The organism is Actinophytocola sp. (assembly GCF_049647105.1).
In the GTDB taxonomy this organism is placed as follows: domain Bacteria; phylum Actinomycetota; class Actinomycetes; order Mycobacteriales; family Pseudonocardiaceae; genus Actinophytocola.
In genome coordinates, this window is sequence record NZ_JBARWZ010000059.1 from 1 (window position 1) to 26002 (window position 26002).

Annotated in this window: 24 protein-coding genes; 7 read left to right on the top strand and 17 right to left on the bottom strand. The window is 70.2% G+C overall.

Translation table 11 applies throughout. From position 1 onward, the window contains the following. Both WBA97_RS07615 and WBA97_RS07620 read right to left on the bottom strand, forming a co-directional pair. Positions 1 to 1221: hydantoinase/oxoprolinase N-terminal domain-containing protein (locus WBA97_RS07615; protein WP_424230002.1), on the bottom strand; the 1221-nt coding region annotated here is incomplete at its 3' end. Beyond that, the gene (locus tag WBA97_RS07620; RefSeq protein ID WP_424230003.1) at positions 1214 to 2317 is read right to left on the bottom strand and encodes a DUF917 domain-containing protein; all 1104 of its coding nucleotides are present in this window, start codon (positions 2315 to 2317) and stop codon (positions 1214 to 1216) included. The genes WBA97_RS07615 and WBA97_RS07620, both read right to left, overlap by 8 nt. A gap of 60 nt (positions 2318 to 2377) precedes the next feature. Here WBA97_RS07620 and WBA97_RS07625 point away from each other — a divergent pair, with 60 nt between their 5' ends. Then, complete coding sequence (locus WBA97_RS07625; RefSeq protein WP_424230004.1) at positions 2378 to 3919, top strand: PucR family transcriptional regulator; 1542 nt, start codon at positions 2378 to 2380, stop codon at positions 3917 to 3919. Positions 3920 to 3934: 15 nt separating this feature from the next. On the opposite strand, the gene WBA97_RS07630 is transcribed toward WBA97_RS07625, so the two are convergent. Together WBA97_RS07630 and WBA97_RS07635 are read right to left on the bottom strand one after the other, a co-directional pair. Beyond that, the gene (locus WBA97_RS07630) at positions 3935 to 4642 is read right to left on the bottom strand and encodes a winged helix-turn-helix transcriptional regulator (RefSeq protein ID WP_424230005.1); all 708 of its coding nucleotides are present in this window, start codon (positions 4640 to 4642) and stop codon (positions 3935 to 3937) included. A 2-nt stretch (positions 4643 to 4644) separates the two neighbouring features. Beyond that, entirely contained in the window at positions 4645 to 5850 is a 1206-nt protein-coding gene (locus WBA97_RS07635) for a MalY/PatB family protein (protein ID WP_424230006.1), read from the bottom strand. Positions 5851 to 6055: 205 nt separating this feature from the next. Here WBA97_RS07635 and WBA97_RS07640 point away from each other — a divergent pair, with 205 nt between their 5' ends. The 3 genes from WBA97_RS07640 to WBA97_RS07650 are packed head-to-tail and all read left to right on the top strand — an operon-like array spanning position 6056 to position 7775. Then, positions 6056 to 7030, top strand: coding sequence for an acyl-CoA desaturase (locus WBA97_RS07640; protein WP_424230007.1), 975 nt, complete (start codon positions 6056 to 6058; stop codon positions 7028 to 7030). Continuing rightward, on the top strand, positions 7027 to 7569 hold the full coding sequence (locus WBA97_RS07645; RefSeq protein ID WP_424230008.1) for a DUF5994 family protein: 543 nt from the start codon (positions 7027 to 7029) through the stop codon (positions 7567 to 7569). The genes WBA97_RS07640 and WBA97_RS07645 overlap by 4 nt, the downstream gene beginning before the upstream one ends. A 47-nt stretch (positions 7570 to 7616) precedes the next feature. Then, positions 7617 to 7775, top strand: coding sequence for a hypothetical protein (locus WBA97_RS07650; protein WP_424230009.1), 159 nt, complete (start codon positions 7617 to 7619; stop codon positions 7773 to 7775). Between the two features lie 39 nt (positions 7776 to 7814). On the opposite strand, the gene WBA97_RS07655 is transcribed toward WBA97_RS07650, so the two are convergent. The 5 genes from WBA97_RS07655 to WBA97_RS07675 form a co-directional block, all read right to left on the bottom strand. Then, positions 7815 to 8612 carry a GAF and ANTAR domain-containing protein gene (locus tag WBA97_RS07655; protein ID WP_424230010.1) on the bottom strand — a complete coding sequence of 266 codons (798 nt, stop codon included), beginning with the start codon at positions 8610 to 8612 and terminating at the stop codon, positions 7815 to 7817. A gap of 5 nt (positions 8613 to 8617) precedes the next feature. After that, entirely contained in the window at positions 8618 to 9316 is a 699-nt protein-coding gene (locus WBA97_RS07660) for a GAF and ANTAR domain-containing protein (RefSeq protein ID WP_424230011.1), read from the bottom strand. A gap of 113 nt (positions 9317 to 9429) precedes the next feature. Next, positions 9430 to 10560 carry a glycosyltransferase gene (locus tag WBA97_RS07665; RefSeq protein ID WP_424230012.1) on the bottom strand — a complete coding sequence of 377 codons (1131 nt, stop codon included), beginning with the start codon at positions 10558 to 10560 and terminating at the stop codon, positions 9430 to 9432. A 216-nt stretch (positions 10561 to 10776) separates the two neighbouring features. Next, positions 10777 to 12378, bottom strand: a complete 1602-nt coding sequence (locus WBA97_RS07670) for a SpoIIE family protein phosphatase (protein ID WP_424230102.1) — start codon at positions 12376 to 12378, stop codon at positions 10777 to 10779. Between the two features lie 21 nt (positions 12379 to 12399). Then, positions 12400 to 12597 carry a hypothetical protein gene (locus WBA97_RS07675; RefSeq protein ID WP_424230013.1) on the bottom strand — a complete coding sequence of 66 codons (198 nt, stop codon included), beginning with the start codon at positions 12595 to 12597 and terminating at the stop codon, positions 12400 to 12402. 341 nt (positions 12598 to 12938) lie between these two features. On the opposite strand from WBA97_RS07675, the gene WBA97_RS07680 reads away from it, so the two are divergent. Next, complete coding sequence (locus WBA97_RS07680) at positions 12939 to 13319, top strand: STAS domain-containing protein (RefSeq protein WP_424230014.1); 381 nt, start codon at positions 12939 to 12941, stop codon at positions 13317 to 13319. Positions 13320 to 13528: 209 nt separating this feature from the next. Here the strand turns inward: WBA97_RS07680 and WBA97_RS07685 are convergent, their stop codons facing one another. The 4 genes from WBA97_RS07685 to WBA97_RS07700 form a co-directional block, all read right to left on the bottom strand. Next, positions 13529 to 13861 carry a MerR family transcriptional regulator gene (locus tag WBA97_RS07685; RefSeq protein ID WP_424230015.1) on the bottom strand — a complete coding sequence of 111 codons (333 nt, stop codon included), beginning with the start codon at positions 13859 to 13861 and terminating at the stop codon, positions 13529 to 13531. A 613-nt stretch (positions 13862 to 14474) separates the two neighbouring features. Beyond that, the gene (locus WBA97_RS07690) at positions 14475 to 16022 is read right to left on the bottom strand and encodes an amidase (protein ID WP_424230016.1); all 1548 of its coding nucleotides are present in this window, start codon (positions 16020 to 16022) and stop codon (positions 14475 to 14477) included. Between the two features lie 75 nt (positions 16023 to 16097). Then, positions 16098 to 16841: a GH12 family glycosyl hydrolase domain-containing protein gene (locus WBA97_RS07695; protein WP_424230017.1), complete on the bottom strand. Its 744-nt coding sequence runs from the start codon at positions 16839 to 16841 to the stop codon at positions 16098 to 16100. A gap of 129 nt (positions 16842 to 16970) precedes the next feature. Continuing rightward, the gene (locus tag WBA97_RS07700) at positions 16971 to 18212 is read right to left on the bottom strand and encodes an MFS transporter (RefSeq protein WP_424230018.1); all 1242 of its coding nucleotides are present in this window, start codon (positions 18210 to 18212) and stop codon (positions 16971 to 16973) included. Between the two features lie 140 nt (positions 18213 to 18352). On the opposite strand from WBA97_RS07700, the gene WBA97_RS07705 reads away from it, so the two are divergent. Continuing rightward, complete coding sequence (locus WBA97_RS07705; RefSeq protein ID WP_424230019.1) at positions 18353 to 19624, top strand: nucleotide disphospho-sugar-binding domain-containing protein; 1272 nt, start codon at positions 18353 to 18355, stop codon at positions 19622 to 19624. Positions 19625 to 19630: 6 nt separating this feature from the next. Here WBA97_RS07705 and WBA97_RS07710 read toward each other — a convergent pair whose 3' ends face one another. The 4 genes from WBA97_RS07710 to WBA97_RS07725 all read right to left on the bottom strand — a co-directional run bounded on the left by WBA97_RS07710 (position 19631) and on the right by WBA97_RS07725 (position 23050). Beyond that, a complete protein-coding gene (locus tag WBA97_RS07710) occupies positions 19631 to 20767 on the bottom strand; it encodes a glycosyltransferase family 2 protein (protein WP_424230020.1) in 1137 nt (378 codons plus the stop codon). A gap of 87 nt (positions 20768 to 20854) precedes the next feature. Continuing rightward, positions 20855 to 21508, bottom strand: coding sequence for a trypsin-like serine peptidase (locus WBA97_RS07715; RefSeq protein ID WP_424230021.1), 654 nt, complete (start codon positions 21506 to 21508; stop codon positions 20855 to 20857). A 146-nt stretch (positions 21509 to 21654) separates the two neighbouring features. Further along, on the bottom strand, positions 21655 to 22389 hold the full coding sequence (locus WBA97_RS07720; protein WP_424230022.1) for a hypothetical protein: 735 nt from the start codon (positions 22387 to 22389) through the stop codon (positions 21655 to 21657). Positions 22390 to 22696: 307 nt separating this feature from the next. After that, a complete protein-coding gene (locus tag WBA97_RS07725; RefSeq protein WP_424230023.1) occupies positions 22697 to 23050 on the bottom strand; it encodes a hypothetical protein in 354 nt (117 codons plus the stop codon). Between the two features lie 127 nt (positions 23051 to 23177). On the opposite strand from WBA97_RS07725, the gene WBA97_RS07730 reads away from it, so the two are divergent. Beyond that, positions 23178 to 25991: a tetratricopeptide repeat protein gene (locus WBA97_RS07730; protein ID WP_424230024.1), complete on the top strand. Its 2814-nt coding sequence runs from the start codon at positions 23178 to 23180 to the stop codon at positions 25989 to 25991. The last annotated feature ends 11 nt before the right edge of the window (positions 25992 to 26002 follow it).

Below are 26002 nucleotides of genomic sequence, written 5' to 3' on the forward strand. Positions count from 1 at the left end.
GACCGCGGCCGCGGCGGTGGCCCACGGCGGGCAGCGGACGCCGACCGTGCCGGGCAGGTGGGGTGGGAGGCTCGCGGCGAGATCCTCCGCGCCGGGGCCGCCGAGCAGCAGCGGCAGATCGGCTGGCGCGGTCTTCGCGCGGTCGATGGCCTCGACCAGCGCACGGGAGTCGCGTGGCGTCTCGTCGCGCGGCCGGACCGGCACCTGCGCGACAAGGCGAAGGCTCGTCGGCACACCCGCGATCGTGGTGTGGCCCGAGGTCAGCCTCGGCAGACCCGCCGTCACCGCGCAGATCGAGAGGGCGGTGCCGTCCGCGCGGGTCAGCGCCACGAGCGCGTCCTGCTCGCCCGCGAGCTGTGCCGTGCCGCGGACCGTCGCGGCCGCCGCGCCGCCGTAGAGCGCGAGCGGGTGCGTCGCGGCGTAGTCGATGGCCATGATCGTGCCGTCGTTGCGGGCGAAGAAGACCTCCGCGTGCCCGAGGCCATGTGCGGCCAGGACGTTCTGCAACCGTTCCGCGTCCCGGCTGGCCGCCGGCGTCATCACCGCCTGGAGCACCGTGGCGTTCTCGCGTTCCAGCAGCCCGGTGCCACCGATCTCGTGGGACAGCACGATCCGGACCGTGTCGCCGAGCTCCCGCTCCAGCAGCACCGCCGCGGTCTGCTCGTGGTCGGGGGTGAGCGTGGCGAACACCCCGGTGACCGCCACGGCCTCGACCTTGCCCGCGACCGTGCGGGCGAAGTCGGCGAGACCGGCCTCGTCCAGCGGCTCCAGCTCGGTCCCGTCCAGCCGCGCGCCACCGGTCACGCACGTGCTGGCGAGCACGACACGATCCCGGAACTTGGGCGGCCACAAGGCAAGCGGGGGGACCGCGGTCGTCGCCGCGCCCAGCCGCACCACCGCGACCAGCCCGTGCCCGCCGGTCCAGGCCCCCGGCGGATCCGAGTCCGCGCCAGGGTCCACCACGAGGTCGTCCACCTCGCTGATCGCGAACAGCACGCGGTCGATGTCCTCGACCGTGCGGCCGTCGTCGGCCGCCAGGTGTGCCAGCAGCGGGTCCAGCACGGCGGTCAGCGTGGCGTCGGTCGTCTGTCTGCCCGCCAGCCGCAGGGTCTTCACGGCGACGACGGTGCCCTGGGCGTCCACCAGCGCCCCGGCGACCTCGTCACCGTCCAGCGCGATCCCGAGCCGGTAGCCGGTGGCCGGTGGTGTCGGGTCAGGCATGGTCGGCCGCCACCGGGGAGTAGTCGAGGGAGAGACCGAACGCGCGCGGCCCGACGAGCCGGAGTGCCTCCGGCCCCTGCCACTCGGGCGGGCACGGCAGCGCGAGCACCACGACACGGAGGCCGTACCGCAGCTCCGGCACCGGCACCGGCTCACCGCTGTGGACATCGAACAACGTGATGACGTCCGGTGTCGCGGCCCGCAGCTCGCCGTCCTCCAGCACCGCGTGGTACTCGTGCCCGGCCTCCAGCCGCAGCCACCGGCCCTCGTCGCGGTTGACCCCCTCCAGCAGGATCGTCCTGCGGCTGTTGGTGGCGAGTGTGGCGGTGGCCCTGTTCCTGATCGGGTGCACGCCGGTCACGCGGCACTCGGCCAGCCGGATCCCGCCGAACTCCTCGGCGAGCCTGCCCACGGCGGACCGCGTGGCGGCCCCGGCGGCCGCGGCTTCCTCCAGAACGGTGCCGATGCGCAGTGCCTTGGTCATCGACCCGTCGACCACGGCGCCATCGGCCTGTTCGACCGTCATCACGTACTCACTGCTCACGCCGCGGTTGCCGAACGCGGTCGCGACGTTGCGGGCGAGCCGTTCCAGCCATTCGCCGGACTCGGCCTGCACCAGGACCACGCGATCGTGTTCGTCCGCGAGCACCGACGGGCTCGCGGTGATCCCGGCGGCCTGCATGGCGACCTGCTCGATGCCGGGGAACGCGCGGCCCATGCCGTCGGCGTCCAGCAGGGGCAGGCCGGCGTGGGCCGCGAACGCGACCGAGATCGGACCGTTGCTGCCGCCGACCTCGGTGCACATCAGTGCCGCGACCGGGCGCTGGAAGTGGGCCTCGACCTGGTGGCGGATGACCACCGACTCGCGGCCGGTGCCGATGCGCTCCACGTACACGTCCGGCGCGCCGATCAGCGCGCACGGCATCACCAGTTCGCCGGCGGGAAGGTCGGACAGCGAGACCACTCGCACCGGTCCGTGTTCGGCCACCGCGTGCAGTGCCACCGGTAACGTCTGCCCGGCCGGGCCCCCTCCGCCTGCTCCCAGTACGTCGCATCCCCGAGCGAACGCGGCAAGGTCGGCGGTATCGAAAATCACCAAGCCATGCTAGTAGGCTGTCACGCAGCGTGTTTAGCTTCACACAACAGGAAATAGGCCGTGTTTATCGCGCAACCACAAACCGAAGGTCAGGCCGGTGCGACGAGCGTCCGCGAACTGCTGGCGGAGCCCGATCTCTCCTCGCTGACGCTGCTCGGCGGTGACGTGGCCAGGGTCGTGAGCTCGGTCCGGGTGGTCGCCGAGCTGAACGAACTACGCCTCCTCGGCGCCGGCGAGCTGGCGGTGGTGATGCCCTCGGCGTCCGCCAGGGCACAGGGGCACCTGTTCGACGTGGCGCTCCGGGACACGGCCGTCACCGGGGCGGCGGCGGTGGTCCTCACCGCTGTCGACGCCGACTCGGTCGAACCGACCGCGCGGCGCATCGCCGACCGCTGCACGCTCGCCCTCCTCACCGCGCCCTCCGCTGACCCGACCCGGCTGGTGATCGCCGTGGCGCGGGTGCTCAGCGGGGACACGGACAGTGCCCTGGCCAGGGTCGATGCCGCCCGCGGCCTCATCGCCTCGGCGGACACCGCCGACGCCGTTCTGGCCGCCGCCGCCGAGGCCCTCGCCACCGTGGTCACGGTCCGCGAGCCCGGCCACGCCGAACCCGCCGCCATCGTGGAGGTGGACGGTGTCGCCGACGGCTACGTCACGGCCGCCGTGCCCGAGGGGGCGCGGGGGGCGTGGATCGTCGCGGCACGGACCGTGGTGCGGCTCGCCGCGGACGCGTACGCACGGGTCGTCGCGGGGAACCGGCGGACCGACCTCGCGCCGATCCACGACCGGGGCCGCCTGCTCGGCGAACTGCTCCTCGCGCCGGAGCCGGAACGTGCGCCGCTCGTGGCACGGGCCAGGGCACTCGGTCTCGCGGTGGATGGCTGGCACCAGGTCCTGCGGTTCGAGCTGTCCTCGTCGCTGACCGAACCCGCAGGCGCGGCACCGGCGGGCATGGGCCAGACCGAGGCCGTCGCGAGCGTCGCGCTCGACGCGATCCTGGCCGGTGGCGGCGCCGATGCCGTCGACAGCTGGCACGGCACCCGGATCGGGGGCGACGTGCTCCTCGTGCGCACCACCGGTGCGAAACCGGAAGCGTCCGCCGCTCGCGTCGCACGCCGGGCGGCGACCACCGCGCTGGCCGCGGCCCGTGACCGGTTTCCCCGGCTCGTGATCCGGTGCGGGATCGGCGGGGTGTACCGGCGCGCGGAGGGTCTGCGCACCTCCGCCACCGATGCCAGGGCGGCACTCGCGGCCACCCGCCAGTCAACGCCACCACGCGACATCATCGCGATCGACGCACTCGGCCTGAACCGCATGCTGGTCGAGTGGTACGCCTCGGACACCACCCGCGCCTCGGTGGACGACATGCTCGCTCCGCTGGCCGACCTCGGCAGCCAGGCCGCCGAGGACGCGATCCGCACCCTTCAGGCCTACCTGGACCACCAGAGCTCACCCGCCAAGGCCGCGAAGGACCTCAACGTCCACCCGCAGACGATCGCCTACCGGCTACGCAAGATCACCGCGCTCCTGCACGTCGACCTCGACGACGCCGAGCAGCGGCTCGCGCTGCAACTCGCCTGCCGCGCCTGGCTGATGCGCTGACCGGGACACCGTGGATCAGGAGACGGTCTCCAGGTCCGGCAGGTCCGGCGCGGGCGGGATGTGGAACAGGTCGACGAAGGTGGCGAGCCGGGCGGGGTCGCCCTGTGGCTCGATCAGGCCGAGCCACAGCGCGTCGGTCGGGCTGAGCTCGGCGGCCATCAGGTGTTTGAGCACCGGGGTGTCGACGATCAGGTCGGCGCCGGGAAGCTCCCCTTCCTCGACGGTGAGGGCACCGTCGTCGACGCGGACGCTGACCACCAGGTCACCGAACCGCACCTCGAAGCTCGTGTGGACGCCGCGTGCGCGTTCCGGGCGGAACGTGGCGCGCAGCGCGAGGATCGCCATGTCCAGGGTGAACAGGTCGCCGAGGCGCGGGTCGCCCAGCGACCGGGCACCCCACCGGCCGAGCTGGAGCAGGATCGGCTCGAGGTCCTTGCCGTAGTCGGTCAGCTCGTAGACGGGCGAGGAGTCCGCGCCGCTCCGCGCGACCACGCCGGCGGCCGCCAGCTCGCCGAGCCGCTCGTCCAGGTCGGCGAAGGAGAGTCTGGGCAGCAGCTCCGCCAGGTCGGCGCGTGGTTTCGGACCCAGGAGCAGGTCACGGACGATGAGCGCCGACCACGGCGAGCCGATGATCTCGAAAGCCCGCGCGATGCCACAGAACTGCCGGTAGGACCGGCCGGGCGTGTCTGCGTCCTCTGTGCCCGGGTAGTCGTCGACCCGCATCGTCAGCTCACCTTCCGCCGTGTGTTCGCGACCGCGTCGGCCATGCGGTCGAGGATCTTGTGCAGCAGCGGTGCCGGGGTGGCGAAGTTGAGCCGCACGAAACCGTCGCCGCCTGGGTTGTAGCCGCTGCCGGGGTTGAGCTCGACCCGCGCGTGGTCCCGGAAGAACGACGCCGGATCGGGGCCGTAGCCAAGGCCACGGCAGTCGAGCCAGGACAGGTAGGTCGCCTCCGGCATGTGGTGGTGGACCTCCGGCAGGTGTTCCGCGACGAACTCGGTGACGATCCGCCGGTTGGCGTCGAGGTAGTCGACGACGGTGTCCAGCCAGCCGGCCCCCTCGGTCCACGCGGCGAGGCAGGCCAGCATGCCGAGGACGTTGACGCTCGGCCCGGAGGGCAGCTCGGCCAGCCTGTCCCGCAGCGCCGCGACGCCGATGTGGCCGACCGCGCAGCGGAGACCGGCCAGGCCGAACGCCTTGCTCGCCGAGTACATGGTCACGGTGCGTGCCTCGATGGCGGGATCGAGCGAGGCGAACGGCAGGTGGCGATGCGGTGCGTAGGTGAGGTCCGCGTGCAGGTCGTCCGAGATCACGACCAGGTCGTGGCGCTCGGCGGCCTCGGCGAGCGACAGCAGCTCGTCGCGGGTGAAGGCCCGGCCGGTCGGGTTGTGCGGGTTGACGATGATCAGCGCCCGGCAGCCGCCCTCGGCCACCCGGCGGGCGCAGTCGTCGGCGTCGAACGCCCAGCCGTCCGGGGTGTCGATCATCGGCAGCGGTACCACGCGCAGGCCCAGCTGCTCGATCGTCGCGGTGAGCGGACCGTGGGCGGGGGTGTGGATCGCGACGCCGTCACCGGGTTTCGTGCTCAGCTCCAGCATGGTGCGCACGGCGTGCACGACGTCGGTGAACTCCCGGACGTGCTCCGGGTCGGGCCACCAGCCGTTGCGCTCCTTCATGCGGTAGGCGAAGGCCGCGCGCAGCGGGCTCACGCCGTCCGGCCAGTCCGGGTAGCCGAAGTCGCCCATGTCGATGTACCGCCGCAGCGAGGACACCACCGGCTCCGCGACCGGGAAGTCCATGTCGGCAACCCATGCCGGCAGCACCCCGGGGGCGGGGGCGCGCCACTTCCGTCCCGGGCGGAACCGCAGCACGCGCTCGTCGAGCTGGTCGAAGACCACGTACCTGGGCCGGTCGGTCCGTGCGGCGGTCATGTCCGACCCGCTCTGGAGGCTGCGCGCATGGTGCCCAGCACAACGCACCGGCTCGATCGCTGTCTTCTCCGTGAGTGCTCATTCGCCGCATGGCACGTGGCCTGAGCGGGCAGACGTTTGATCTGCCCGCCATCCGGAAAACCCTGAGTAGTCGCCCTGGACCCGGTGATGTCGATTTCGACTGTTACCGGAGGTGTTGCGGCAAATGACCAGTACTCTCGAACGTCCTGTCAGAGAGCGGCGTGAAGCGCCGGAGCCGATGCTGGCGGGGGAGAAGTCCCGGACCCAGCTCAACCTGGTGAGGCTCTTCGCGATCGTGCCGTTGCTGGCGCTGGCCGCGGCTGTGCCGTTCGCGTGGGGGTGGGGCCTCGGGTGGGTCGATGCCGGGCTCGCCGCGCTCTTCTACACGGTGACCTGTCTCGGTGTGACGGTTGGTTTCCACCGTTACTTCACCCACGGGGCATTCAAGGCGAAACGTGGCCTGCGGATCGCGCTGGCCGTGGTGGGCAGCATGGCGATGCAGGGCCCGGTCGTGGGCTGGGTTGCTGACCACCGCCGTCACCATGCCTTTGCCGACCGGGAGGGCGACCCGCATTCGCCGTGGCGTTTCGGTACCACCCCGGCCGCGTTGGCCAAGGGTTTCTGGTACGCGCACATGGGTTGGATGTTCGAGCGCGAGCAGACCAACGCCGCCAGGTTCGCGCCCGACCTGCTGGCCGATCGGGACATCCAGCGGGTGGACCGGCTGTTCCCGGTGTTGACGGTGGTGACCCTGCTGGCGCCTGCGGTGCTCGGCGGGTTGATCACCATGTCGTGGTGGGGTGCGCTGACCGCGTTCTTCTGGGCGAGTCTGGTCCGGGTCGCGTTGCTGCACCACGTCACGTGGTCGGTGAACTCGATCTGTCACCTGATCGGTGACCGGCCCTATGAGGCCAGGGACAGGTCCGCGAACTTCTGGCCGCTGGCCATCGCCTCGATGGGCGAGTCGTGGCACAACTCCCACCACGCCGACCCGACCTGCGCGCGTCATGGTGTCCGCCGTGGACAGCTCGACATCTCCGCCCGTGTGATCTGGGTCTTCGAAAGGCTCGGCTGGGTGTCGAAGGTCCGCTGGCCGAAGCCGGAACGCTTCGCCGGCAAACTGAAGACCGCCCCCGCGCACGGAGGAGCACCGAGATGAACAACGAACAATCGGACGAGCCGCGCGTGGAGATGAAACCGGCGGGCGCCGCCACCGGTTACGTGGACGGCGGCTGGTGGCCGCGGTCCACCGACCCGGCAGAGGAGTTTCCCGGCCTGGTCGGTGCGCTCCACGGGCATGTGGGGCAGGTGAGCCGCGTGGCCTACAACCTCGACTTCTGGGCGCCGGTCCACCGCAAGCTGCTCATCGACGGCCGAGTCGTGCGATGCGAGGGCTTCCACACCATGAACCCGCACACCGTCACCGCGATCGGCACGAACTCTCAACGAGTGACGCTGCTGGTGACGCCCCCGGACACCCCCGAGGATGTCGCCAGGGCGGTACTGCGGTCCGCCGCGGACCAGGACAGCGTCGCCACCGTCGAGGACATCCTGGCGGGCAACGGCGGCCGAGCCGACTCGCCGCCGGTCACCCGGCGCCGGACGCCGGTTGCGGACGCCATACCCGGCCAGCGCTGGGAAGACGAGGGCGGCACCGTCAACAGGAACGACCAGGTCCCGACGAACTCGGTCCGATAGCCCGTGCTCGGCGACAACACATCAGAGGTTCACCATCGGAGGCAGACATGCTCGTTCTCGTCATCATCCTGCTCGTGGCGTGGCTCATCCTGTCGGTGATCGGGTTCGCCATCAAAGGGCTGCTGTGGCTCGGCCTGATCGGCGTCGTCCTCTTCATCGGAACGGTCGCGGTCGGCGCGGTCCGGCGCAGGTCCCTCCACCGTTGACCTGGCCTCGATGCGACGCCCAGGCCCCGTGGGCCTGGGTCAGGGGGCGCCGTGTGCCGTGATGGCGCTGACGTCGGCGGTGCCGGCGATGACCTGGCGGGCGAGGTCGGAGAGGCGGTGGTGGTGGGCACGAGCGTAGCCACGCAGCGCGGAGAATGCCTCGTCCGGCGTGAGGGTGCCGCTGTGTGCGGCGAGCATGCCTTTGGCCTGCTCGATGATGACCCGGGAGTTGAGGGCGGTCTGCAGCTGCTCGGTGACGACGGCGCTGTGGTCGATGCTGCGTTGTTGAAGAATGCCGATGGTGGCGACGTCGGCGAGGGCCTGACCGAGCTGTGTCGACGTCGCGTGCATGCCGTCAGGCCGGGTGTTGAGCAGCGAGAGGGCGCCGATCACGTCGCGGCGTAGCCGCATCGGCAGCGCGTGCACGGCGCGGAACCCGCAGGCGTCGGCAGCGGCGGCGTAGCGGGGCCACCGTTCGGCGTCGGCGGGCAGGTCGGTGCTGGTCACGACGTTGCCGGTGCGCACGCATTCCACACACGGTCCGCCGTCGGTCTCGGCGGCGAACACTTCGAGCAGCTGGGCCTTCTCCGAAGAGGCGGCCGCCATCCGGATCCCACCGCGCTGGTCGGAGAGCAGCACGCCAGCGGCGTCCACTTCGAGCAGGTCAACACAGTGGTCGACGAGCATGTGCAGGAACTCGGTGAGATCGAAGTCGTCGACCATCGTGTCGGCGAGGTTCACGAACGCCTGCGCGACCCTCAGCACCGCCGCGCCGCCCGTGTTGCCGGAATCGGCGGTCTCGGTGAGCCTGAGTGAAGCTCGTGAATCGCGTTCCAACCCGATCACTCCCCGCTGTCCAGCCGCAATCGGCGCTCGATGATCTCTTTCGCGACCTGGACCAGTGTCATGTGATGAGCGAACGCATGGCCGCGGATCCGCAGCAACGCCTCGGCCAAGCTCACCCGCATGTCCACTGCGACCATACCCGTCGCCTGGTGCACCTCGGCCTGGATGTCGACCAGCCCCGGCAGTGTCAACGGAGCCACCCCGTGCACGTCGTCGAAGATCGTGTCGGTGGCCGCGTCCGCGAGCAGAAACGCGTCGGTCAACTGGGATGGTGTCAGTGACCCGGCCGACCGCCGGTGCAGCTCCAGCACGCCCAGCCGTACCCCACCGACCTGCAGGGGAAACGAGAACACCGCGGCGGCCCCCTCGGTGACCGCGTCCGAGGAGAACCCGGGCCAGCGGCCACCGTCCGTGGCCAGATTCGAGACCAGCACCGGGCGCCCCAGCTCGAACGCGTCGATGCACGGCCCCGAGCCCGCGGTAGCGGCAAGATCGTCCAGTCGCGCACCGAGCTCGTCGGAGGAGTAGACCAACGCGCCGCCGTCTTCCACGCTCGTGACGCCCAGAACTCGCACTCGCGCACCGGAGACGGCCAACTGGACCACGCACAGGTCACAGATACCTCGTAGCAGATCCGCCGCGTCGGTGTGCGCCGCGAGTTGAGCTTGCAGGTGCCTGCGCCGATCTGCGCTCACGGCTCTGCCCCTTCTGCGCAGCCGACCCCGCGGCGGCGAGATCTGGCAGTCGACCGTACCCGGTTGGTGACAGGATGTCTTTGCGACGCTCGACGTGGACGGTGTCATGGCGGTCAGTGGTCGGGCTGCATGGCGGGGACCGACCGCCGGTGCGTCCTGCGCAGGGAGATGACGTCGGCGCCGTCTCGGGCGGTGGCGCCTGCGTGCCGGTAGGTGTTGAGGGTGTCGACCGCTATCTGGTTCCAGGAGTAGCGCGAGGCCGCCCGGTCGCGGGCGGTCGCGCCGTACTGCTGGAGCAGCACCGGGTGGGCAAGCAGTCTTCTCACGGCCTCGGCGAGCGCCCTCGGTCTGCGTGGCGCCACGAGCAGGCCGGTGATGCCGTCGATGACGGTGTCGGCGAGGCCGCCGATGTCGTTGGCGACGACGGTGACCCCGCATGCCGCGGCTTGGAGCGCGGTGATGCCGAAGCGGGGGCGCCATGGCGTGGCGAGCACGATGTGGGCCGATCGCAGCAACGGCGGTAGTTCGGATCTGGTGACGGAGCGGCAGATCAGCAGTCGATCGGCCACACCCAGACGACTGGCGTACCTCCGCAGGTCCTTGGCGTGCGCGCCGTGGGGTGGCGAGCCCACGATGACGAGTTCGGTGTCCGGGACGCCGGCGAGCGCGGCCACCGCGGTGGCGAAGCCGGTGCTGGGGGTCAGGTCGCCGACGGCGACCAGCCGGTGGCGGAGGCCGATCGGCGGGTGGTCGCCGTCCGGAGTGAAGTGTTCGGTGTCGACGCCGTAGGGCACGACGGAGCACCGGCTTCGCGGCACCTTCCCGGCGACCAGTTCGAGGAGTTCGGCGGGATGGCTCACGATGACGCGGTCGGAGCGCAGGGCGATGTCGCGCTCGACCGTTCCGGTCGGCGTGTCCTCGGCGCCGCGGGCGCTGTGCACGACGGGGATCGCGAGGCCGCGGGCGGCCGTGACCGCGGCGACGCCCAGGCTCCGCGACCTGTTGTGCACGACCGCTGGCCGGGTGATGCGCCACTGGTCGGCGAGCCACGTGATCGCGTCGGTCTTCCTGCGATGGCCCCCATGCGTGTTGTCGTGGACGACGACGTCGTGCCCCAGCCGGGTGAGGGCGGTCGCCAGGTCGGCGCTGTCCTGCCCGACTGTGGCGCCATCGGTGATCATCGCTATGCGCATGGGCGAGGCATCCTTGTCCGGTGCCCGTTCGGTCAGGTCCGGGTGCGGCACAGTCTCACGCTGAGAACCGCTGTGGACACACTGTGCCGTGATCGCCTGGCAGGCCGGGGAACGACGTGCGGGGATCGCATCGGTGCCGATGCGCCGGGGGGCCTTGTCGGGTTCCGTCGCTGGCGCGGGATCTGGGCACGTCCCGACGAACGTCGTCCCAGCGTATGCCCGCTCGAGCGGGCGCGCACGGCCGCGCGGGCTGCGGCCCGTCAGCCGTTACTGGGTTTCGGCTTCTGGGACATGGACTACCAGTAGCGCTATGTCGTCGGGGTGGGTCGGGTGCGTGGTTTGGCGCAGGATGGTGTCGGCGACGTGCTGGGGATCCTCGGTGGTTGGCATGTCCGCGACCAGGGCGGCAAGGGCGTTGATCATGTCGTCGATGTCGACGCGGGGGCGCTCGACGAGTCCGTCGGTGTACAGCAGGACCGTGGTGCCGGGGGCGAGATGTACGCGATGGTCGGTCCGTGGCCGGGGGAAGGTGCTCGCGAAGCCGAAGAGGTGGTTGTGCGGGTGGAGGACCTCGGTGCGGTGGCCAGGATGGATCACAATCGGTGGTGAGTGCCCGGCGTTGGTCCAGGTCATGTCCCAGCCGCTGCCGGCCGGGGTGAGGTAGGCCAGCAGAGCGGTACCGGACGCGCCGATGTCCAGTCCGCTGACGGCGTGGTCGAGTGCGCTCATCGCCGAGGCGGGGGTGGTGTCCGGCTGCCCTTGCCAGCACGCCTGACGCAACATGGCACGGAGCTGCCCCATGTCGGTGGCGGCCTGGATGTCGTGGCCGGTCACGTCGCCGACGACCACCGCGACCGTCGAGGCCTGCTCGGTGAGCGTGAACGCGTCATACCAGTCCCCGCCGACTCGTTCGTCGGTGTCGGCCGGGATGTAGCGGGCCGCGAGCCGCAGTCCCGGCAGTTCCGGCAGGTCGGTGAGCATCGCCTGCTGCAGGTCCTGCGCGACGGTGATGCGGTGCTGCACGAAACGCGCCCGCCGAAGGGCGGAGGCGACGTACCCGGCGATCGTCGCGACGACGGCCTGCTCGAACTGGTCGTGGTCGTGCGGCTGGCCCCAGGCCAGTTCCAGCACACCGAGCACGCCGGTCGAGTCCGCGATCGGCGCGCAGGTCACGGCCACCAGCCCGGCATCGAGGTACTGGGCGGCGTAGTCGTGCCCGGCCTGCGCCGAGCGCAGATCGGGCACGTGCACCAGCCGTCGTTCCCGCACCACGCGGGCGGCGAGGGTCGCGCCGTCGGCGTCGAACTCGTTCCACTGACCGTCCGCGACCTCCGGGACCTCCTCGTCGTTCCCGGTGTCGCGCCGGTCCTCGGTCCGGGTCTGTTTCCCCAGGTCCTGGGTGACGACCAGGGTGACCCGAGAGGGTTTCAGGTCCCCGGCGACCAGGTCGTGGATCTGGGTGCGCAGATCGTTGACGCTCGTGACGTCGCTGAGTGCCTGGGAGGCGGTGTGCAGCAGCTGGGAGCGGAGCAGCGACTGGGCGAGCCGGTCCTGGAGCTCCTTGGCGCGGACGCGTTCGATCCGCGCGTCGTGGAGGGCGAGTCGCAGGCGCAGTTCAGTGGCGCACGCGCGGGCCATGTCGCGCAGGATCGCCACCTCGGCGGCCGACCAGGCATGCGGCGCGGTGTCGATGGCGCACAGCGACCCGAGCACGGTGCCGTTGGCGTCGATGAGTGGCATGCCCGCGTAGCCGACGACGCCGAGGTCGTCGATCGCGAGGTTGTCGAGCAGTGCCGGGTCAGCCCGGACGTCCTCGACCACCAGCGGCTCGCCAGAACTGACGACGTGCGGGCAGAGGGAGTGGGTCAGCGGCGTCTCCCGCGCACTCGCCTACGGCTGCGCCAACCCGCACTGACCGGGGAACACCTGCCGGTCCGCCTGGACGAGGGACACCACTGCGACCGGCACACCCAGCAGGTCACGCACCCGGTGTGCGAAGTACTCCATGTCGGCGTCCGGTCGTGGCCCGAGGCCGAGGTCGGCCAACGCGCGTAACCGGTCGTCGTGTCCCGAGGTGCTGGTTCCCAACAGTCGACCCGTCCCAATCGGCTCGAGCTGAGCGTCATGTGTCAGCTGCGGCATGTCGTGCCTCAGACGTTCTGACATCGACAGATTGGTCAGGGATCCGTCGCTGGCGCGGTGTCTGGGCCCGCCCCGACGAACTCCGTGTCATCGTAGCTCGCCGGGCCGGGGGTGCGGGGTTATGGTGAGTTTCTGTTCGTCCGGTGGTGCCCAGATCCTGCGCTCGCGGCGATTCGTCCGTCCTTCCGTCCTGGTGTTCGTGGACGGAAGGTGAGGAGCCGATCGGTGTGGCTTCGAACGTCATTCACTTTCCGGGGGACGACGGTTCCTGGAGTGGGGGGTCGCATGTGCCGCCCGCCGGTGACGGGCAGTTCGTTCGCCTGCTGAGCACCCAGCGGTTGTGCCGGGGCGGGTCGGAGTTGGTCGTCCGGGTCGCGGGCAATGTCGATGTCACCACCGTGCCGACACTCGCCGAGGGGTTCGACCGCGCGCGGCACCAGGTCCGCGCTGTCGATGACGGCCTCGGCATCGTGGCCGACCTGCGTGCGGTGGGTTTCCTGGGTGTCGCGGGATTGTGGGCCCTCGTTCGTGCCCGCGAGGCGTGTCTTGGCGACGGGCTGGACCTTCGAGTCGTCGCCGAACACGCGGCGGTGGTCTCGCCGTTGACGCTGACCGGCTTGGATCGTGTCCTCAACCTGCGGTCCGGCACGGGGATGGGTCCCGGTTAGTGCTGGTTCCCTTGTCCTCCAGCGCCTCGCCGGAGGCAAACCGGCGAGGCAAACGCGACCGGTGGAGCCACGTCGAGCGTCCCGAAAGCGCCCTTCGCGGGCACTGGCTGGGATGCGGACTGCTCGCGGCGGCGCCCAATCGCGAAGGTTCGGGGTTGCCGCCGCGGTCCGGTGGGGTGTGCCGTGTCGTGGCGGCACACCGCGCGGGGTCAGTCGGAGGGGTGGAGCTCGGTGTTGCGCCGCATGGCTTCGTGGAGCTGGTCTTCGAGGGTGATGATGCGGCAGGCCGCATCGATGGGGGTGCCCTGGTCGACCAGTTCCCGCACCCGTGCGGCGAGGCGCAGTTGGTGGCGCGAGTAACGGCGGTGTCCCCCGGCGGAACGCTGTGGGTGGATCAGCCCGTTCTCGTCGAGGCTGCGCAGGAATCCCTGGGTGGCGCCCAGTATGTCCGCGGCCCGGCCCATCGTGTAGGCGGGGTAGTGCTCGTCGTCGAACTTTTCGCCCGCGTTTGGCGGGGGCAGGTTGGGTTGGTCAGGAATCACTCGACCTCCACATCACAAGGGACCCTGGTGCCGTGCACGGCACCAGGGTCCCAGGGGTTATGGGTTTACCATTGTCAACCGACCATGAGATCGGCTTCCTGTACCCGCATCGTCCGGTCGAGACTCGGATCGTGCGGGGATCGCTTAGCTGTAACCGAGAACCACCTGCCAATCTGATGGGCCTTCGGTACCCGCCCGGCCTGACACGGCCGCGACGGGCGATCCAATGATTCGCCCTCTCCCTTCTGTTCAGCGTTTCTTGACCTGGTACCGCTGCGAGCGTCACGTGCAGGCACCCTGTGCCTTGACCGGTCCCTGCGCACGTGACCTCGTTGATCAGGAGTGCCGGCACTCCACTGACACTGACCGGCTCCGGCACACCTGACCGCCTTCATTCCTGTCCGGAGCCCGCACTGCGACCCCGGTACTGCCCGGTCACCAACTGGAGTCTCGTCTGTTACCTGACTCCAGGCGGTCTGACCGTCTTGTCTCACCTCGCGGGTAGTTCGTCATCTCCCGCGCCTGCGCGACGTTGTCTCTCTCGGTACGAGGAGAACACTACACACACCCATCGGCGAATGTCTACCTCCGCCACCACAGATTTTCTCCGCCCTCAGGCGGTGGGGAGGTACCTCGGCGGGTGGCGGACGGGGTTCGCGGTCTCGTAGGCGGCGGCCAGTGCCAGCACGGTGGCGTCGGACCAGCGGCCGGCGAAGAAGGAGACGCCGATCGGCAGTTCGCCCGCGTAGCCGGCCGGTACGGCGATGTTCGGGTAGCCGGACACCGCGGCGGGGCCCGACGACTCGAGCAGGAAGCCGTCGTCGCCGTGGCCGTAGGTGGTGCGCCACGCGGGGCCGTTGGTTGGGGAGACGATCGCGTCCAGGTTGTCGGCGGCCATTGTCTCGTCGATGGAGCGGCGGGCGAGCGAGGTGGCGGTGGCCCGCCACTGCTGGTAGGCCGGGTCGTCCGTGCCGGGGGCGGTCAGCGCCTGTTCGAACAGTTCCTGGCCGAACCTGCTCAGTTCCACCGGGTCCTGGCGGTTGAACTCGACCAGCTCGGCGAGGGTCTTCTGGACACCGGGCCTGCGTGCCAGGTACGCGGGCAGGTCCCGGGTGAACTCACTGATCAGCGCGGGCAACTCGACCGCCCCGAACTCCTCCCGGTAGGGCAGGTCGACCTCGACCACGGTCGCGCCCCTGGCACGCAGTGTGGCCACCGTGCCCGCGACGACGCGGTCCACGTCCTGATCGATCCCGGCCTGCCGCCAGACGCCGATGCGGGCACCGCGCAGCGCGCCGGGCCGCAGGAGTTTCGCGTAGTCGGCAGGCTGGCTCGCCGGGTAGTTCGCGGTCGCCGGGTCGGCGGGGTCGCGGCCCTGGAGCACCGACATGGTGATCGCGACGTCCACCACGTGCCGCGCCATCGGACCCGCCGTGTCCTGCTCGGCGGAGATCGGCGCGATGCCGGTGCGGCTGACCAGCCCGAGCGACGGTTTGTGCCCCACGACGCCGTTGTTGCCCGCCGGGCAGACGATCGACCCGTCGGTCTCGGTGCCGATGGCGACCTGGGCGAGCGAGGCCGCGACGCCGGCCCCCGAACCCGACGACGAGCCGCACGGGTTGCGGTCGAGCACGTAGGGGTTGTTGGTCTGCGCACCGACCCCGGACCAGCCGGAGGTGGCGTTGGTGGAGCGGAAGTTCGCCCACTCGGACAGGTTGGTCTTGCCCAGGATGACCGCGCCCTCGGCACGGAGCCGGTGAACGATCGTGGCGTCCCTGGCGGGCGCCTTGGCGAGCAACGCCCGCGAGCCCGCGGTCGTCGCGAGCCCCCGGGTGTCGATGTTGTCCTTCAGCAGCACGGGAATTCCGTCCAGCGGACCCCGGGTATGGCCGGTCCGCCTGCGGCGGTCGCTGGCCGCGGCCTGCGCGAGCGCACTCCTGTCGACCGTGAGCACGGCGTGGATCTTGTCGTCCAGTGTGCGGATCCGGCCGAGGTAGGTTCTGGTGAGCTCGACCGACGTGAGCAGACCGCGGTCCATCAACGTCTGCAGTGTGGGGATGGTGGCCGAGTCGAGGTCGAGACCCGGCCGTCCGGTGCCCGCCGCCGAGGACGGCACCGGCACGGCCACCGCGATGGCGAACACCACCAGGACTGAGAACATTCGTGAGACGCGCACACCGCACCTAAGCGCGTACCCATCCGGCCGTCAACCGAAGTCCGGCCGGTCTCAACACAGTCAGCCGCTGACCGACGCCGTGAAGTTCTCCGCCGCCAGACCGACGCCGCCGTTCCACGGTTCGAAGCCGGCCTGGATGCTCGTCAGGTACCACGATGTCGTGATCGCGCCGCGAGCTCGCACGTCGTTGATGAAGTCCAGCACGCTGAACGACCACGAGTTGATCGGCGAGGGAGCGACGTAGGAGATGACGTTGTTGGCGCCGTTGCTGCCGCGCCACACCTGCCAGGTGCGCCCGCCGATCGTGGTGGTGCCGACGACACCGCCGATCGGCTGTATCGACCCCTGGCGGTTGAACCAGATCATGATCTCCATCTGGTTCACGCCGTTGGTCTTCGGAGTGGGGTCGAGCCAGATGTCGTACGAGGCGTTGTAGGTACCGCCGACGTACTGGTAGTTGATCGACGATGTCGCGTTGCGGATCCTGCTGACCTGCATCGGCAGGTTCGAGCCGGGTGAGCAGTTGCCGTAGTGGCAGCCGAGGAACGCCGACGGGTACGACAGCGGTGCGCCGTTGGTCGGCGCGGAACCTTGCTGTGTGGTGATTCGGAACCCGGTGGAGGTGACGTAGACGCACTGCGTCGCAGAGCTTCCCCACCGGTTGTTCTGGACGACGTAGCGACCCTGGATCGTGGTGGAGCCGTACTGGTCGCAGATGGTGACGTCCGCCTTGGCGGGCGCCACCGGCGCGACGAGGACTCCCGCGGTCACGAGCAGGGCGGCGCCAAGGGCACGGATTCGCATGGAACTTCCTTCAGTCGACGGTGACTGGGAGCGCTCCCAATTAACTGTACGTTGACGATGGCGGCAATGCGCCGTGATGTCAAGTGGGGACATGACCCGGTTCCGCCACCGGGACTCCATTGTGGACGATCAGGTCGCCTTCACCGGGGCCGAAACTTCCGCCGGTGCCTGACGCACTCCCGGATGGATGAACACGAAGACAACCAGACCCGTGAGCAGGCCACAGCCGAGGAGGTAGGGGGCGATGGGGGTGAGCTGGTACAGGCTGGTGCCGAGGAGCGGTCCGAGCATGTAGGTGATCGCCATGGTGGAGCCGATCACGCCGGCCACGGCGCCCTGTTCCTCCCGCGTGGTCAGGAGGGTCGGCGCGGACATGAAGCCGGGAGTGCCGAAGCCAAGGCCGGCCCCGAGCATGGCGACGCCCGCACCGACCCCGATCCCGTTCTGGGCGACGGTCACGACGATGGTACCGGCGGCCATGAGGGTCGCACCGGTCCGGATGAGGCGCAGCGGTGCCCACCCCAGCCGAGGGACGGCAACGGCCTGGACGACCACGATCGCGCCCGCCCCGGCCAGCATCACGAGACCGGTCGCTCGCCCGGTTTCCTGCGCGGCGAGGTGCAGCCGGTCCTGCAGGAGGAAGCCGAGCGTCATCTGGACGACCGTGAAGCCGAGGCTCATCCCGAACCCGGTGACCAGGAAGGGCAGAACGCGGTGGTCGAACGGGCTGACCTTCTTCGACGGGGGTCGCGCCAGGTGGGTCCTAGGCTTCGGCAGGCCGAACCACACCAGTACCGCGATGACGGCCAGGATGACCGGTGCGACGTAGATCGGTGCGAGCAGGCCTGCGAAGCTCAGCAGGCCGCCGAGGGCGGGCCCGACAGCGGAACCGAGCCCCGATGCCGCGCCCAGCATGGACATGCCCCGCACCCGCTCGGCCGTACCGGCGGTCACGTCCGCCACGTACGACTGCGCGGTGACCCCGATCCCGGCCCACGCGAAGCCGAACACGACGCCGCGGGTGAGCAGCACCAACGTGAACAGCAGCGGCACGGCGAGCGCGCCGGTCAACCCGATGTTGGCGACGACCGCGAACGCCAGCAGCCCGGCCATCGCCCCGGAGAGCGCGATCAGCAGGATCAGCCGGTGGCCCCAGGTTCCGTTGCGGCGCCCCCAGAACGGGCTGGCCAGCACGACACCCGCCGCACTGACGGTCCACACGATGCCCAGTGCCAGTTCGCTGAACCCGAACTCGCGGGCGAGTGGGGCGAGGATCGGGTTGACCATCTGCTGTCCGGACACCAGGCCGAAAATGGCAAGGCAGACCAGCAGAATCGGGCGCCTGGCAGCGGTGTTCTCCCCAGTGCTCACGAGTTGCCTCCATGGTCGACAGCGACGACCATAGTGGTTCTGCCCTCTTAATCGAGATGTAACTTTGCTTGCCCCACCTCTGCGATTACTGTGCGGCTGACCCACAAGGCCGGGGGGCCTGTCAGTCGGGGAGTGATCCAGTGGTATCGGTGATTGTCGCCGCGCCTCCGGTGTTCGGGGAGACGGTGCCCCTCCTGGAACTCGCGGCCAGTCTCGTGCGGCGGGGCCACTCGGTGACCGCGCTGCTCGGGTCCCGGTTCGCCGGGTCGGCACGGGCGGTCGGCGCGCACTTCGTGCGATTACCCGACGGCGCCGACTACGACGACCGTGTCCTCCTCGGCGCCAACCCCGAGCGGCTCGCACTGCCGCCAGGTCCCGAACAGTACAACTGGGACCTCGTCAACGTGTTCCTGAACGGCATGAAGGGCCAGCACGAAGCGCTGCAGCGCCTTCTCGACGAGGACCCCGGCGCCGCACTGCTCAGCAACTCGCTGTTCTGCGGCGCGTGGCCGGTCATGCTCGGCGCTCCCGGCAGGCGGCCCCGCAAGTGGGTGTCCGTGGTGGCCGCCGCCATCACCGCTGAGGACGACGCGACCACCGTGTTCGGCCCCATCCCGGGCCTGACCGGCGAGGAGGCGGTCACGGCGCACCGTGCCGCCAACGCCGAGTTCCACGCGATGCTGGAGCCGGCGAGGCGTGCGGCGCAGGACAGGCTGACCGAGATCGGTGGCACCGAACCCATGCCGCCCTTCTACACAGCGGTTTACCACCTGCCAAACACCATCGCCGCACTCACGGTGCCCGAGTTCGACTTCCCACGCGCCACCCCGCCGTCCACACTCACCTACGCGGGCATCCTGCCGCCCCACCCCGGCAACGAGTCACGGAAGCCGGACTGGTGGGACGAGCTGGATGCCGGGCGCCCGGTCGTCGTCGTCACGCAGGGCACCACCGCGAACGGCGACCTCGGCCAGCTGGTCGAACCCACCCTGCTTGCCCTCGCGGACAAGGACGTGCTGGTCATCGCCACCCTCTGCCAGGACCTGTCCGCGCTGGGCATCGTCCCACCCGGCAACGCGCGGGTGGCGGACTACATCCCCTTCGACGAACTCCTGCCAAGGGCCGACCTGCTCATCACCAACGGCGGCGCGGGCGGCACGCAGACCGCCCTCGCCGCCGGCGTGCCGGTCGTCATGTGCGGGACCACGGAAGAGAAGCCGATGAACGCCGCCCGCGTCGCGTACCACCGCGTCGGCATCGACCTGGAGACGGCGACCCCCTCCCGGGAGCAGATCGTCGACGCGGTCACCACGATCCTCGGTGACCCCTCCTACCGCGAGGCGGTGGGCCGGGTGCGCGCCTCCTACGCCGCGCACGATCCGATCGCGACGGTCGAGGCTCTCCTGAGCTGAGCGGGGTCACACCCCTCGCTCGGCGGCTTGCTCGAGTGGCCAGGTCGCCAGAATGCGTGCCAGCTCGGTCGAGTCAGGACATGGGAAGTACAGCAGTTCGCGCCGTGTCGCCACCGTCTGCACCAGCGCGCGGAGCTCCGGATCGGCCAGGTGGTCGATGATCAGCAGGTCCGTGTCCGCCGCGTGCTGCTCCACGAAGGCCACGGCGGCGTCCCGGTCGCCGTGGTCGACCTCGATCAGCCGGTACCGCACCCAGGGCAGCCGGCCGCGCACTGCCCGGACGGCGAACTCGAGACGCAGAGCGCACTCGACCCAGCTCAACTGGTCCGCGGCCGGGTCGACCGACGGCTCGATGACCCACTGCGCCGCGACGTCGGGTTCGGGATGCTTCGCGACGAACCGGGTCAGGTTGCGGCGCCACTCGGCGTGCATGCGGGCGTCGATGGCCTGGCGGTGCTGGTGGTAGATGACCGCGTCCGGCACGTACGCGAAGGCGATTCCCCGCCGGTGCAGGCGATAGCCGAGTTCCGAGTCCTCAAGTCCCCAGCCGGTGAAGTCCTCGTCGAAGCCGCCGACATGGAGCAGGTGCTCGCGCCGCACCGACGCGTTGCAGCTGAACATGTGGTGCCAGCCGGTTGCCAGGTTGTTGAAGTTGTGCGAAAGCACGGCCAGGAGCGCGTCACGTGAGTCCCGTTTCGCGACCAGCGCGTCATGGTCACCGTTGAACAGGCTCGTGAGGTCGTCCGGGCCGAGGCGCCGGCCGGCCAGGTGGTGACGCGGCCCGACGACCACCAGGTCGTCGCGCCGCCGGTGCGGCCGTGCGTGCTGGGCGAGAAACCCCGGCGGGACGATCTCGTCGGCGTCGACCATGACGATGACATCGCCGGTCGCGGCGCGGATACCGGTGTTGCGTGCCCTGGATCGCCCGGACTGCTCGGTTCTGGGCAGGTGGAGGTAGTGGACGGGGAAGCGCCAGCCGGGGTCCTCCACCACCGCACCCGTGTCATCGGTGGAACCGTCGTCCACGACGATGACGTCGTAGGAGTCCTCGGGGGACAGGACCTGCGATTCCAGTGACCTCAAACAGGTCCGGAGGCCGTCGGCGGCGTTGTAGGCGGGAATCACGACGCTGAGCCGCGTCAATTCGCTTCTCCTGCCTCCGATGCTGCCGGCCGGGTCGGCGGCGATCGTAGGGTCGAGGAGCGAAACGCGTCAACCACTCTCGGCGGTTCAGAGGCCGATGAGGGCGAACCCGCCGCCACCGGGGTTGGGCTGGGCGCAGGCGTTCTTGACCCAACTCAGCACTGGTTCGGTGATGAGCACCGCCCTGCGCAACTCCTGCGCCTCGCGGGACACGTGGATGCCGCGCTGCGCGATCTTGTCCGTCACGGAGTCGTACGTCCACACCGGTGACCCGCTGTTCCCGCTCCAGGTGTCGTGGGTGTAGACGAGGGTGTTGGTGTCGATGTGGACACCGGCCACCTGGTCGACGTCCATGTACATCTCGCCTCGATGGACGCCGGGATAGCCGGTGAGCGTCACGTCCTCGCCGACGATCTCCTCACCGGTCACGGTGGGCTGGAAGTACGCGAACGGAGGCCCGACCTGCACGGGTTGGGCCAGGCGGCACACCCCGACGTCCCAGGCGTCCTGGCCCTGGGAGAAGTTCACGTTGTAGTAGCCGGTCGACACCGCAGCGCCGCCGGGTGGCGGGCTGGCGGGACGTTGCTCGTTGTACGCGCGGTAGAAACGGACCTCTGTCGCCTGCCCCAGTGGGGGCCTGTCCGTGACGGGATCGACGAGGTTGTGGGAGCACGTGAGAATGTGGCGGTCGTCGATCAGCGCGCCGGAGCCGTAGGCCCATCCTCCTGTGCTCCAGCGCATGGCGAGATATCCGACGGCGCTACGTGGCGGTATGTCGGAGTTCTGAACACGCGTCGCGGGCATTTCCTCATGCCTTTCGTCCACGCATTCACTGACGCGGCTCGAAGCCGCGTCAGTGAATGCTTCGATGAATCAGCGTGGGCGTGTCAGCGAGGAGAGACCAGTTGCTGGATGTCGTCGTTCGACGCCTTGATGTCCGCCGCCAGCGGGTCGTACAGCATGTAGTTCTTCGACTTGGTGAACTCGCCGGACGCCGTCGCGGGAACGAAGTATCCCTTGCTCCGGCTGTACTTGAGACCGATCGTCGTGACCCCGTCGCCGTAGGTGGCGATGGCCCGTTTGCTGGTCACCGACGTGATGACCGTGCCGCTCATCAGATTGGACTCCAGCCACACCCAGACACTGGTCAGCGGGGTCATCGTCACGGCCTGCATCGTCGGGACGACGGCGGCGCTGATCGGCGCGTTCAACACCGACATGGGCCCGATCGTCGCGGACTGGGTCAGACCGAAGGTCAGGTACGGATACAGGGGGTTGTCGTTCACATTGTTGACCGCAAAGGTCCCGTTGGGGACCGGCGGGACGGGCGATGGATCGCCGAAGGTGTTCGTGGCCTTGAAGGGGTAGGTGTTGCCGTCGTCGGCAACCTCGACGTTGGCGACCTTGTAGATTTTGGCGCCCGCCTGGATGCTGCTGTTGGATGCGTAGAGACCGTAGATCTCTGACCACTCGATCGTGTTCTGCGCGAAGGGATCGATGGTCAGCCAGCTGACGTTGGGACTTCCACCTCCCACCGGCTTCGCGATGATGATGTTCTGCTGGGCCGCCTTCAGGATTTCAAGATCTGACGAGTCAATCGTGAGTTGGAGTGTGTAGTCCACTTCGGTCCCCGATCTCGTGCCGGTGCAATGTGACGGCACTGTTGTCTGCTGTCGCCTGACATTGGGGTTGACGATTTCCCGGGATCCCAGCAAAAGGATCCCTGCGCGAAGCTACAGACAATCTGAATGGGCGGGCAAGATCGCTACGTCAGCGGTACACGAAGTAGCTACGCCACCGTCACCTGAAAGTATTTCGGCTACCGCGCGTCAGATGACTTCGAATTTGTTGCGGCGCAAGCAGAAACGAACGCGTCGACAACCGGGACCACGTTGGCGGTGGTCCCGGTTGTCGTGTGCGCCGTGGGGGTCAGTGGCAGTTGGTGAGCCGGTGCGCGCCGGTCGAGTGGCGGTAGATGAAGTTCCTTGCGGAGTGGCCGGTGCCGTGACCGACGGCCCAGTTCTCGAGGGTCTCCATGCTGTCGATGCGGATCGGCTCGCCCGCCTGGACGGTGTAGCTGGGGGTGTTGTAGTCGTTGGCGTAGAACTGGATGTTCTCCATGGCGTAACAGAGCTGGCCTGCCCTCGGCACGTCGGCGTGCGCCACACCCGCGCCGAGCACCAGGCTCGTGCTCGCGAGCGCGGCGGCACCAAGGCCGACGGCCGCCCTGCGGACGACACCCCGGCTCCCCGAAATCGGCAGGCGGACTGAGGTTCGGTTCATCGACATCGCACTCTCCTCGATCTTCTCAACTGGGTTGCTACTCACAGGCCGCCACATCGGTCGGCCACCGGTTAGGCTGGGGAAAGCTGGCCGGCACCGACAGCTCGGTGGCGGCGAGGGAGGCATCGTGTTCGTCGGGGTTCTCGGTGCGTTCGAGGCGATGGTCGCCGGTGCGCCGGTGCGCCTCGAACGGCGGCAGCAGCGCCTGTTGCTGGCACTGCTCGCACTCAACGCCAACGTGCCGCTGCCCGCCGACCGCATCGCGGAACTGCTCTGGGACGACGAACCGCCGCCGACCGCCCGCAACCACGTCCAGGTGCTGGTGTCCGCGTCGCGCAAGGCGGTGCGGGCGGCGGGGGAGCCGGAGACCGTCATCGGGACCTCCGGGCTCGGCTACCGCCTCGACGCCCCGCCTGCCGAGGTGGACCTGCTCTCGTTCGAGCAGGACGTGGCACGTGGCGACCGGGCGGTGGCGGCGGGTCGCCTCGACGAGGCAGCCAACGCGCTGCGCTCGGCGCTGTCCCGGTGGCGCGGGCGTCCCCTCGGCGACCTGACGGGCCGGTTCGCCGAGTCGGAGTCGGCCCGGCTGACCGAACGGCGGCTCGCGATCAACCTGCGGTGGCTGGACGTCGAACTGGTGCGGGGACGGGCTGACCACCTCGTCGCCGACCTGACCAGGCAGTGCGCCGACTGGCCGCTGCACGAGGGCCTGCGGAGCAGGCTCGTGGCGGCGCTGTACGCCGTCGGCAGGCCCGCCGACGCGCTCCACGTCTACCGGACCGGCGCAGCCCTGCTCGTGGAGGAGCAGGGCATGGCGCAACCCGGAGAACGCCTGCGTGCCGCGCACGAGGCGGTGCTGCGCGGCGATCCGGTCGAGCAGGTGGTGGCGGCGGTGGTGGCGCTGCCGTCCGGCATCCGCGTGCCCGCGCAGGTGGCGGCCCGTCCCAGCCAGCTCCCACCGGACGTCACCGACTTCACCGGTCGCGAGGACTGCGTGGCATGGCTCGACCGGGCCGGGCCCGGGGTCAGCCTGCTGTCCGGCACCGCGGGCGTCGGCAAGACGGCGGCGGTGCTGCACTGGGCGCACCGGGCCCGTGATCGGTTCCCGGACGGCCAGCTCTACCTCGACCTGCGCGGGTTCAGCGCCGACCCGCCGATGCCGGTGGGTGAGGCGCTCGCCAGGATGCTGGTCGCGCTCGGGGTGAGCACCTCGGACCTGCCTGCCGGTGTCGATGCCCAGGCCGACCTGTTCCGGTCGCTGACCGCCGACCGGCGCGTGCTGGTGGTGCTGGACAACGCCGCGACCCCGGCGCAGGTGCGGCCTCTGTTGCCCGGCGGCGCCACCAGCCAGGTGGTGATCACCAGCCGTGGTCTCCTGTCCGGACTCGTGGTGCGCGAGGGTGCCCGTCGCCTCGGGCTCGAGCTGCTGCCAGAGCACGACGCGGTCCGCCTGCTGAGCAGGGTCATCGGTGCCGATCGGGCGCGCGGCGAGCCCGCGGCGGTGCGGGAGCTGGTCCGGCAGTGTGCCCGGCTGCCGCTGGCGCTGCGGGTGCTGGCGGAACGGATCGCCTCCCGGCCCGGCAGGCGGCTGGCGGACCTTGGCGCCGAGCTCACCGTGCAGCGGCGCAGGCTCGACGTGCTGACCGCTGCCGACGACGAGACCGCCGCGATGCGCCCGGTGTTCTCCTGGTCCTACCGCTCGCTGGCGCCCGACGCCGCGCGCCTGTTCCGGCTGCTGGGCCTGCACGTCGGCCCGCACGTGAGCGGGCCGGTGGTCGCCGCGCTCGCCGGTGTCCCCGACGCGGGCGAGCTGCTCGACCGGTTGACCGGCGCGCACCTGCTGACCGCCGTCGGCCATGACCGCTACCAGTGTCACGACCTGCTGCGCTGCTACGCGCGTGAGCTGGCCGACGCGCAGGAGCCCGACGTGCGGGAGCGCGCGGTGCGCGACATGCTCACCTGGTACCTGCTGACGGCGGACGCGGCCAACTCCGTGCTGATGCCGCAACGGATGGCCGTGCCGATCACCGCCCGGCCGGGTGCGGCCGCGCCGCTGCGGTTCGACGGCCCGGACCGCGCGCGGACCTGGTTCGAGGCCGAGCACCCCAACCTGGTCGCGGCGGTCGGACAGGCCGCCGACGCCGGTCTGCACGACATCGCGTGGCAGCTGCCCGCGACGCTGTGGTCGTTCTTCTACCTCAGCAAGCGGTGGGCGGACTGGACCAGCACCCACACCATCGGCCTCGCGTCGGCACGGCGGTGCGCCGACGAGCACGGCGAGGCGCGGATGCTGCACAGCCTCGGCACCGCCGCGTGGAACCAGGGGCTGCTCGACGAGGCACGCGGCCACTACGACCAGGCGCTCGCCATCTGGCGTCGCCACGGGGACCGGCTCGGCGAGAGCCAGACCCTCAACAACCTCGGCGCCGCCCTGTGCGCGCGGCAGGAGTTCGACGAGGCACTGGTGTGCTACCGCCGGGCGCTGCGGCTGCGCACGGAGATCGGCGACCGGCGCGGCCAGGGCCAGACACTGAACAACCTGGGTGAGGCGCATCGTGAGCTGTCCCAGTTCGGTTCGGCGATCGAGTACTTCGAGCAGGCGCTGGAGATTCACCGCGAGGTGGCCGACTCGTTCGGCCAGAGCGAGACGCTCGCCAACCTCGGCGTACTGCACCGGGAGGTCGGCAGTGCCGACGAGGCGGCCGACTACTTCAGGCGGGCGCTCGCGGTCTGCCGGGGGATGGGCGACTCACTCGGGGTGGCGGCGAACCTGATCGAACTCGGCCGCACACTCCGTGAGACCGGTGAGGCCGGTCCGGCCCGCGACAGCTGGGCCGAGGCGTCGGCCGTGCTCGCCGGGCTGCCAGGTACCGACGCCGACCGGCTGCGCGCCGACCTGGCCGACCTCACCGGGGTCCGGGCGTACGCCGGACCCCGGTGAGATACCCCTCG

Coding starts and splice junctions, on each gene's coding strand:
- WBA97_RS07690 (WP_424230016.1), bottom strand. CDS start 16,022: ATGTTCTCAGTCCTGGTGGTGTTCGCCATCGCGGTGGCCGTGCCGGTG.
- WBA97_RS07715 (WP_424230021.1), bottom strand. CDS start 21,508: ATGCGCTGGAGCACAGGAGGATGGGCCTACGGCTCCGGCGCGCTGATC.
- WBA97_RS07725 (WP_424230023.1), bottom strand. CDS start 23,050: ATGAACCGAACCTCAGTCCGCCTGCCGATTTCGGGGAGCCGGGGTGTC.
- WBA97_RS07650 (WP_424230009.1), top strand. CDS start 7,617: ATGCTCGTTCTCGTCATCATCCTGCTCGTGGCGTGGCTCATCCTGTCG.
- WBA97_RS07640 (WP_424230007.1), top strand. CDS start 6,056: ATGACCAGTACTCTCGAACGTCCTGTCAGAGAGCGGCGTGAAGCGCCG.
- WBA97_RS07695 (WP_424230017.1), bottom strand. CDS start 16,841: ATGCGAATCCGTGCCCTTGGCGCCGCCCTGCTCGTGACCGCGGGAGTC.
- WBA97_RS07645 (WP_424230008.1), top strand. CDS start 7,027: ATGAACAACGAACAATCGGACGAGCCGCGCGTGGAGATGAAACCGGCG.
- WBA97_RS07635 (WP_424230006.1), bottom strand. CDS start 5,850: ATGACCGCCGCACGGACCGACCGGCCCAGGTACGTGGTCTTCGACCAG.
- WBA97_RS07630 (WP_424230005.1), bottom strand. CDS start 4,642: ATGCGGGTCGACGACTACCCGGGCACAGAGGACGCAGACACGCCCGGC.